2 protein-coding genes are annotated in these 2,001 nt (G+C 34.9%); both read left to right on the forward strand.

What is annotated here, in order from left to right; genetic code table 11:
• Positions 1-129 precede the first annotated feature (129 nt).
• The gene (locus tag ACP45E_RS19570; protein WP_017037085.1) at positions 130-954 is read left to right on the forward strand and encodes a phosphate acyltransferase; all 825 of its coding nucleotides are present in this window, start codon (positions 130-132) and stop codon (positions 952-954) included.
• Between the two features lie 19 nt (positions 955-973).
• Complete coding sequence (locus ACP45E_RS19575; protein ID WP_017037086.1) at positions 974-1,927, forward strand: hypothetical protein; 954 nt, start codon at positions 974-976, stop codon at positions 1,925-1,927.
• Positions 1,928-2,001: the final 74 nt, after the last annotated feature.

The following is a 2,001-nucleotide window of genomic DNA, read 5'->3' on the forward strand; positions in this document are numbered from 1 at the left end:
AGCGCCACTTAGTAAGGCGTTAGGTTTCAGTAGCTAGCATTGTGCTATACCCTGAAGGTAAAATGGCTTTACAATCGAGCAAACGCGGAACACAATTTAGTGATTTTTTATGGCATTAGTGGAGTTTGAATGGACGATAAGTTTTTACCCAAGATCACATTTCCAGAGTTTCAAGACATAAGAGTACAAGAGGCTATCAAAGAAGTGGAAAATCAAGGGTTAATCCAAGCTATTTACCCTACTGATGAGTGTAATACTCTTGGTTGTCCAGATAAAGGTAAACTTGAACTCTATAACAGCGCAATAACTCAGATAGAGGACAATCATGCTGATGCTATGATAGCCGGTGCATGTTATCCAAAGAAAATTATAATCAATGAGATAATTGGTCATAAAAAAACAAAATTGGCTGGGAGGTTATTTACTATAGCGCCTCTAAAACTTGACATTTTTCCAAATAAATACATCTATATGTTGGACCCAATAATAAAGATGAAGAAAACAGCCTTTTCTTTAAGGGGGGTTGTTAAGTCTGCTATTTCAACTTTTGAATCCATTGAAGGCAGAGCGCCAAGGGTTGCTCTAATAACTAATAATGAATATGAAGAAGACTCAGAGGAAATATTTAGGGAGTTTAATAGTAAGTTCGGAGATGAATTTAGGGAATATTTATATCCATCACCTGTCCAACTAGATGTAGCACTGGACTCAAAAATTAGGCTATATAAGTTAAATGTATCTATGGAAGATGCGGACATTCTAGTTTTCGATGACCTTACATGTGCGAATGTTTTTTATAAGTCAGTAGCTCTACAGCGTAATTCTACTTGTGGAACATTGATGAGAGGAATGAGCAAAGGTATTTATGGATTAGTATCTAGAGGTGCAGACAAGGATGAATTAGTAAGACTAATTAAAATAATAGCAGAAAACTGTAAAGCTTTGAAAGAATGAACTACATAAGGACACGTAAGTGATTAGAAATGAACTAGCGCAAAAGTACAAAAGGATTTCAGTATTCGCTGCATCTATATCTTTCGCAATATTAGGTATGGCTTACGATAGTGTTAATGCTGAAATTAATAGTAACTCAAAATTGTCGATGTTATTCGATGAAATTTTGGGTCTTTTGGGGTTGGATGCATTTTTTAGTGTGATAGTGTTGGCCATATTTGGGACATCTATTTTTCTAATATCGTTTAAACTTTGTCTATCCTTATATTATCGTGTTGTATGGAGATTATTCTGTAGTTGTGGCTATGTAGGCGGAAAGTGGTATTTATTTTATGATGTTTATAATAACGATTTTAACGGGGAGCCTGGTGAAGATCGATTCGAAAGGCAGAGTTTAATAGGGAAGGCGGATATTTTGCATAATATGGAAGGCGTGGTTATTAATGCAAGAAGTTTTGATCCTAATATAGAAACATTGTCTTCAGGCGTAAAATCACTATGGACAACTAGTTCAAGTACTCTTTTTTATGAGTTGGTCAATGGTAGTATGAATCTATCAAACCAAAAAGGAAACTCAGTGGGGAATATGAGTCTTCATATAATTCCTAATGAGGGTGCTAGTTTGTCTTTTGAAAGGTTTTTATTTAGGTTTGATTTTAAGTGTATATTTATTGATTTCCCTAAGAAATGTGTTTTTAATTTTATTATTCTTGTCGCCAAAGTGGTTTCTTTCCCTGTGATCATTTTAAGAAAATTTGGTTATATATCTCCCGCTAGACCAAGCAAAATTACTGGCCATTACTCGTTTGTTCAAGGTTCTTCTTTAACACAAGGTCGCTTAACTTTGATTAGAAAGGGAACAGATAAAAGCCTAGATAGTGCAGTATTGTCTGCAGACGATAGACTCCGTGCTGAAAGAAATTCAAGATTTGAAGATTGGAAATCAAAGCCAAAAAAAAAAGTAAAGTGTTAATTATTGTTCGGTAGGATCGTTCTTCATACCTTTTCTTGTTGGGAGCTTGAGACTTAGTATCAAGTTTGAAGTGC

It is taken from the genome of Vibrio genomosp. F10 str. 9ZD137, assembly GCF_049974785.1.
Taxonomy (GTDB): Bacteria; Pseudomonadota; Gammaproteobacteria; order Enterobacterales; family Vibrionaceae; genus Vibrio.

Coding starts and splice junctions, on each gene's coding strand:
- ACP45E_RS19570 (WP_017037085.1), top strand. CDS start 130: ATGGACGATAAGTTTTTACCCAAGATCACATTTCCAGAGTTTCAAGAC.